This is a genomic window from Chelativorans sp. (assembly GCF_031180965.1).
Classification (GTDB): domain Bacteria; phylum Pseudomonadota; class Alphaproteobacteria; order Rhizobiales; family Rhizobiaceae; genus Chelativorans.
In genome coordinates this window covers 1-5459 of sequence record NZ_JAPSLH010000051.1, presented here as the reverse complement: position 1 = coordinate 5459, position 5459 = coordinate 1, and the positions used below count along the sequence as shown (strand labels likewise).

11 protein-coding genes are annotated in these 5459 nt (G+C 62.2%); 5 read left to right on the top strand and 6 right to left on the bottom strand.

What is annotated here, in order from left to right:
- The 5 genes from RIN79_RS21305 to RIN79_RS21285 all read left to right on the top strand — a co-directional run.
- Window positions 1-323: hypothetical protein (locus tag RIN79_RS21305; protein ID WP_309086712.1), on the top strand; the 323-nt coding region annotated here is incomplete at its 5' end.
- Window positions 323-565 (top strand): hypothetical protein, encoded by a 243-nt coding sequence (locus RIN79_RS21300; protein WP_309086711.1) that lies wholly within the window; start codon window positions 323-325, stop codon window positions 563-565. The genes RIN79_RS21305 and RIN79_RS21300, both read left to right, overlap by 1 nt.
- Before the next feature lie 156 nt (window positions 566-721).
- Window positions 722-1159, top strand: a complete 438-nt coding sequence (locus RIN79_RS21295) for a hypothetical protein (protein ID WP_309086710.1) — start codon at window positions 722-724, stop codon at window positions 1157-1159.
- Window positions 1156-1608 (top strand): hypothetical protein, encoded by a 453-nt coding sequence (locus RIN79_RS21290; RefSeq protein ID WP_309086709.1) that lies wholly within the window; start codon window positions 1156-1158, stop codon window positions 1606-1608. Before RIN79_RS21295 ends, RIN79_RS21290 begins: the two co-directional genes overlap by 4 nt.
- 158 nt (window positions 1609-1766) lie before the next feature.
- Window positions 1767-2057 (top strand): hypothetical protein, encoded by a 291-nt coding sequence (locus RIN79_RS21285; protein ID WP_309086708.1) that lies wholly within the window; start codon window positions 1767-1769, stop codon window positions 2055-2057.
- Between the two features lie 7 nt (window positions 2058-2064).
- Here RIN79_RS21285 and RIN79_RS21280 read toward each other — a convergent pair whose 3' ends face one another.
- The 6 genes from RIN79_RS21280 to RIN79_RS21255 form a co-directional block, all read right to left on the bottom strand.
- A complete protein-coding gene (locus RIN79_RS21280) occupies window positions 2065-2253 on the bottom strand; it encodes a hypothetical protein (protein WP_309086707.1) in 189 nt (62 codons plus the stop codon).
- A complete protein-coding gene (ligD, locus tag RIN79_RS21275; protein ID WP_375165993.1) occupies window positions 2250-4082 on the bottom strand; it encodes a DNA ligase D in 1833 nt (610 codons plus the stop codon). Before ligD ends, RIN79_RS21280 begins: the two co-directional genes overlap by 4 nt.
- 130 nt (window positions 4083-4212) lie before the next feature.
- Window positions 4213-4389 (bottom strand): hypothetical protein, encoded by a 177-nt coding sequence (locus RIN79_RS21270; RefSeq protein WP_309086706.1) that lies wholly within the window; start codon window positions 4387-4389, stop codon window positions 4213-4215.
- Window positions 4376-4552: a hypothetical protein gene (locus tag RIN79_RS21265; RefSeq protein WP_309086705.1), complete on the bottom strand. Its 177-nt coding sequence runs from the start codon at window positions 4550-4552 to the stop codon at window positions 4376-4378. The genes RIN79_RS21270 and RIN79_RS21265 overlap by 14 nt, the downstream gene beginning before the upstream one ends.
- The gene (locus RIN79_RS21260; protein WP_309086704.1) at window positions 4549-4719 is read right to left on the bottom strand and encodes a hypothetical protein; all 171 of its coding nucleotides are present in this window, start codon (window positions 4717-4719) and stop codon (window positions 4549-4551) included. Before RIN79_RS21260 ends, RIN79_RS21265 begins: the two co-directional genes overlap by 4 nt.
- An 8-nt stretch (window positions 4720-4727) precedes the next feature.
- The gene (locus RIN79_RS21255; RefSeq protein WP_309086703.1) at window positions 4728-5408 is read right to left on the bottom strand and encodes an SOS response-associated peptidase; all 681 of its coding nucleotides are present in this window, start codon (window positions 5406-5408) and stop codon (window positions 4728-4730) included.
- Window positions 5409-5459 lie beyond the last annotated feature (51 nt).

Genomic DNA, 5459 nt, shown 5'->3' with positions numbered 1-5459 from the left:
TAGCCGGTCCCGAGACCATGCGCGCTCTGTCGTCGTTCAAGGTCGCGCCGGAGGAGGTTCCGGGCTCGCTGGGGCCGCTGGAGACCGAAGAGGCGAAGCAGGGCGGTGCGGCAGTCGTCACCGGGGCCGGTATTGAGACCGCGCGCCAGCAAATCGACAGCGCGGCCGATCGGCTTGCCGGCGTTCCCGGCCTCGAATGGCTATCCGGGGCGCTCACCATAGTCGCCGTGCTCCTCGTGCTCGGCGGCCTCTCCTGGGCAGCCTATGGCTGGTGGAAGAGCCGGCAGACCGACGAGGGCGATGCGGTGCCGGAGGCGGTGTGATGCTCGGCCTGGGCACATGGATCAAGCTCGGCGCGGCGCTCGCTGTGATCGCGGGTCTCGCCTGGTCGCACACCGCCGCTTACCGCGCCGGCAGAGCCGTCGAGCAGGCCGCCTTTTCCGAACAGATCAGGAAGGAGAACGAAAATGCTGGCAACGCGGCTGAGGATTGGCGCGCTCGCTATCGCCTCTGCATTGAGCGCGGCAAGCTGTTCGACTTCGAGACCGGCACCTGCAACGATTGAGGGCTTGCGTCCGATCGTCGGGACTGCACTCGTCGGAGCCGAGGGCAAGACGCCGGCCGATCAACAGGCGATCGATGAGACTGCCGCGGGACTCTGCGGCGCATCGGTATGGACGCCGACCGAATGCGCCAGGCATGGGCGCGAGAGCCGAAGTAAATGAAGAACCGCCGCGTCGAATACCTGTCCGCCTCGATCATGGTAGGATTGGCCGCTATTTTCGCGCTGCCTGGCGACACAATCCAAGAGAACGAAGCTTTCTCATATTTCATCCGCACCGGATGGACCGAGAAGCAGTTGGCAGTTCTCCTGGGCACCGTGGGATGTCTTTGGCTCGTCGCCCTCTGGGTGAACGGCCATCATCGACGAAGTCCGGTAGTCCGCTGCATGGGCGCCTTTGCCGGAGTGATGATCTGGTCTCACCTGACCTTCCTGTTCGTAAAGCACTCTCTTTCAGCGGGGGTCTGGTCGACAGGCGTCGCGGTGTATCTCACCCTGGCGCTTTTCGATCTCGCATCCTGCTACCGGAGCGCAGCGGACGCCTATGTCGCCAACATCAAGGAACGCTTCCAAGGCAGATCGGCAGGTGACGGATGACTCCGGACGATCAACAGAGCGTGATCACTTGGATCGTCACCATCATCATCGCATCCGTAGTCACCTTCGCCGGCGTGTGGAGCCGCAGGCGCGATCTCAATATTGAAACCGATTCCCAAAGAGGAAGGACAGGCGGCAACGCCCAGATGATGGAACAGCACCTCAATCGTCTGAACGAAATTGGGCGCGACTTGGAGAATGCAGTGTCGGTCCTCCAGGACATCCGACGGGCGCTCGAAGGGACCGCTAATCGGCAGGAAAAGATGGTCGGCGAGCTCGAGGCAATTTCCCGAACCATGGTGCGGGTCGAGAACGCGCAGGGTGCCATCGCCCTAGCGATCACTTCCATGAAGCACTTTGACGAGGTGCACGTGAGCATCGCGGCCCAGATCCGCGACGAGATCAAAAATATGCGGGAGAACAGATACCCGCCGCACCGCAAAGGGTGATTTCCGACTCGGCCCTTGAAACCTTTCCCACGCTACTCAGTTAGGGAACCGGAGCCCCTCACCCCGGGATCCCTTTCAGTACCAATTCGCCCCGCTGGCTCCGGCCGGCGGGGCTTTTTCGTTTCGGAACCTCTCTCGCTCCCTGCCGTTCCGGATGCATGCCCGAAGAAGCAGCTTACGACGAGGAACTCCAGGCATCGTTGCCCCGGTCGGCGACCATGGAAGGCGATGATCTTGCGATTGCTGCCGTTCGTCCGGATGGCTTGGTGATCGTGACGGACGGAGAGCGGTGGGCGCCCTACACGTCCCTTCAAGGGGAGCCGCTCGAGGGCAGCGATCTGAAGATAGTCCCCAGGTATGTCGAGGCAGGAGCCTTCACAGAGGCAAACTGCGTCTCGCTGACCGACGGCAGGAGAACTGCCGTCTATGTCCCGGTTCGGTCTGCTTGACCGCTCATTAGGAATGCAGTTGGTTTTGCGGCGGCTGCGCATCGGACGGCTGCATGCGCTCGCGGATGTTTCCCAGAACCGCAATGAACTCGTCCAGATCGTCGCGGGTGAGGGTGACTGTCGCGTCGTTGAGTTCGGGAAACTGCAGGGCAACCTGCGTGTCGTCGTCGTTCAAGAATGCGTTCAGGGTGATCATCTCGGCCTCCGCTTTGGTAGACGAGCGATGGCGAAAGCGTCCGGTCTCATCCCTCGTTCAATGTCGCGCCACGTCACCGGCGCCGCAACCGGAAAGCCGGGCCGAGCTCGTGGCGAGTAGGTGCCGATAGCGGTGGTGCCGCGGCCATTGCGGAGATAGTCGATGAACAGCTTGCCACGGCGCGCCGCCTGGGCGGAGGTGGTATAGCGCTCGTCCGAAGCCGCGAACTCCTGCGCGATCCTCTTTGCATAGGCATGCACCGCATTGTGCGTCATCTTCTCCGGCAGCGGCGCCATAAGATGAACGCCCTTGCCGCCGGTCAGCTTCGGCCAGGTCGCGAAACCTTCCTGCTTCAGGCGATCACGCAGGTTCAGCGCCGTCTCGACTACGAACTCCCACGGAATACCTTCACCCGGATCGAGGTCGAAGATCAGCGTGTCCGCGTGCTCGATGTCATCCACGGTGGCCGCCCAGGGGTGCAACTCCACGGCGCCAATCTCGACGAGGCCAAGCAAGCCGGCAAGGTCGTCCACCCACAGCCGGACTCCTTCGCCGCCCTCGCGCTTCTGGATGCGTAACTGGTGCACCTCCGGCGGGATCGGCGGAAGCGGGCCTTTATGATAGAACGTGGTGCCGCGCACATGTCGGACAAGCTTCAGCGGCCGGCCGCCGAGATCTTGCAGCGCGCGATCCGCCACCCGCGTCCAGTAGCCGACGAGCTCGTCCTTTGACGGCACGACCGCGTCCGGCAGGAGCTGAAGAATGTTCTCCTTTGGAACGCTGCCGCGGGTTCTCGCTACCTTGGGAGCTTTGCGCGCCGGCGCCCCGCTCTCTTCTCTCAACCCCTTGAAGACCGCCTCCCGTAGCAGGCCGTCGTCTGTTTCGGCTCCGTAGGCGATCTCGGCCTCGACAACGGGTTCCACCCAGGTTGCCTTTGGCTTTTTTATCGGCTGAGAGAGAGGGCTCTTGCCGGTGATATGACCGTCGAGCCTTTCCCTAATCTCCCGCGCCACGGCCATCGTGTAGCCGGTTTCAGCCTTGCCGGCATAGACCAGGCGGTCATCCTCCCACCTGCCGAGATAGAGCGAGGCAATCCGGCGCGGGCGTGCACCGAGCTTCTCCACGAACGCGATGATCGGAAAAGAAGCCCGCTTCGCGCATTTGGCCTTGATCCAGATTTCCTGCCGCCCTGATCGGTAGGGCGCGTCGCGCCGTTTCGAAACGATGCCCTCCAGGCCCAACTTGCAGGCGTGTCGGTAGACCTGCGCGCCTTCTTCAAGCTCGAGGAAATCGACATAGGCCAATGTGCCAGATTGGCTGGCGAGGAGGTCCTTCAGCAGGGCCTTCCGCTCGACAAGCGGGAGGTTGCGAAGATCGTATCCGTCAAGGTAGAGCAGGTCGAAGGCTTGGAAGGTGAGGCGGGTGGAGCTTCGCTTTCCGAGCTCTCGCCGCAGTGCCTGGAAATCCGGCAGGCCGGTCTTGCCGAAGACTGTTGCCTCTCCGTCCATGATAAGCTGGCGGCCGGCAAGGGCCTTTGCCGCCTCCGCGATCGGGGCGAAGCGTTCCGTCCAGTCCAGGCCTGTGCGGGTGTAGACCCGCACCTTGCCGTCATTGACCTGCAGCTGCGCCCGGTACCCGTCAATCTTGATTTCATGCACCCAATCATCGCCGTTGGGCGGCCGCTTCCGCAGCGTTGGCTGGCACGGTTCTATGAAGCCGGGGAAGGGTGCTCGTTTTGCATCGCGGTATTGCTCCAGCCAGGACGGCGGCCGGTGCGCCGGTTCAGATCGAACCGTCCGCTCGGCACGCAAGGCACTGGTACGCCGCACACTCGACAACAGACGAACTCCCGAACGCGGTACTGACGGGACTCAATCTCTGCTGCCGCGAATCGTTCCGGCGCCTAGCTTTTAGCGGGTCGCCGGGACGTGCTGGGCTTTGACCGGCGGCGATTGTTGCTTAGTGCTTCGTCTTCTCAGAAACGTGAGTAGGCCATTGCCGGTAGGTGATGGCGTGTATCTCTTTGGCCACGAGGCGGCATTTCTCCTGCTCTGCCTCCGAAGCCTGATCCCACTCCTTGCCGGTCACCACGCGGCAGAGGAGTTTCAGGTGCATCAGGCTCTCACGGTACTGCATCGCTGCCTCGTTCCTGCTCCCGATCCGGCCATGGCGGGTTGAGAATGTGGTTGAGTTCAGCCAGCGTGGCCAGCCAGTCCTTCTTCTCTGCCTCTGTGGCCTCCTCCCACTTCTTCCCCTTGAGCGCTTCAAAATCCCTGATCACTGGCTCGTCCTGGGTCACCGGTGTTCCTCCTCCACCATTCGCTCTAACAACTCCAAGGCCTCATCCGCCTCATGCTCTTCGAGCTGGCTAAGCGGTCCATCCGTCACCACGGTTGATCCGGTGGGCACGTAGTAGACCTCCCAAAGTCCATCACCGGTTCGGCGCTTTGCGTATCGCTTCGTCATCCGGTCCTCTACAGCGGGTTGACCGGCTCTATGCATTTTGGGCCCTTCGCCTTGTTCGAATTCACCTCCCGGCCGACGCGGTAGAACCGCAGTTGAGAGTCGATGTTCCTTTCGAACAGCAACGGCTTCAGCTTCTCGCCAGGCGTCGAAGGGTCCAGCCATTCGTCGTAAGCGGCCGGGTCCAGAATGGCGGGTTGGCGATCATGCAGCTGCGAGATCGGCGCGGCCGCAGGCATGGTGATGATCGTGCAGCTCGTCACGTCCAGCTTCTTGTTGTAGGCCCAGAGGCCGGCGAAGCTGAAAGGCTGATGATCTGGCAGGTGAATGTGCCAGGGGTCGCGGCCGTCGTCGCCGGGGTTCTTTGTCCACTCATAGAAACCATCGGCTGGGATCAGACAGCGCGTCGTCCTCCATGCATCCTTGAAGGCGCCGGAGCTGTCGGCCGTCTCGATCCGCGCATTGAACATGGCTGCCTTGGGCATCTCCTTCGCCCACCACGGGACAAGCCACCAGCGGCCAAGGTGGAGCTTGTGGCCGCCGTTCTCGCCGGCCGTGACGAACGGCACCTCGTCGGTAGGGCAGACGTTGTAGTTCGGTTCGTCATTGCGCTGCTTTTCCCAGTCCAGCGTCAGGCGGTAGAGGCGATGAATCTCAGACCAGGTGAGGTATCGGGTGAAACGGCCGCACAAATGTCACTTCTCCCACAAAATTGTTACCTTGCCGGTCTCCGGGTCCACCCC

Excerpts from the sequence above, each read along its gene's own strand:
- RIN79_RS21290 (WP_309086709.1), top strand. The coding sequence starts at position 1,156 with ATGACTCCGGACGATCAACAGAGCGTGATCACTTGGATCGTCACCATC.
- RIN79_RS21285 (WP_309086708.1), top strand. The coding sequence starts at position 1,767 with ATGCCCGAAGAAGCAGCTTACGACGAGGAACTCCAGGCATCGTTGCCC.
- RIN79_RS21260 (WP_309086704.1), bottom strand. The coding sequence starts at position 4,719 with ATGACGAAGCGATACGCAAAGCGCCGAACCGGTGATGGACTTTGGGAG.
- RIN79_RS21280 (WP_309086707.1), bottom strand. The coding sequence starts at position 2,253 with ATGATCACCCTGAACGCATTCTTGAACGACGACGACACGCAGGTTGCC.
- RIN79_RS21295 (WP_309086710.1), top strand. The coding sequence starts at position 722 with ATGAAGAACCGCCGCGTCGAATACCTGTCCGCCTCGATCATGGTAGGA.
- RIN79_RS21300 (WP_309086711.1), top strand. The coding sequence starts at position 323 with ATGCTCGGCCTGGGCACATGGATCAAGCTCGGCGCGGCGCTCGCTGTG.
- RIN79_RS21270 (WP_309086706.1), bottom strand. The coding sequence starts at position 4,389 with ATGCAGTACCGTGAGAGCCTGATGCACCTGAAACTCCTCTGCCGCGTG.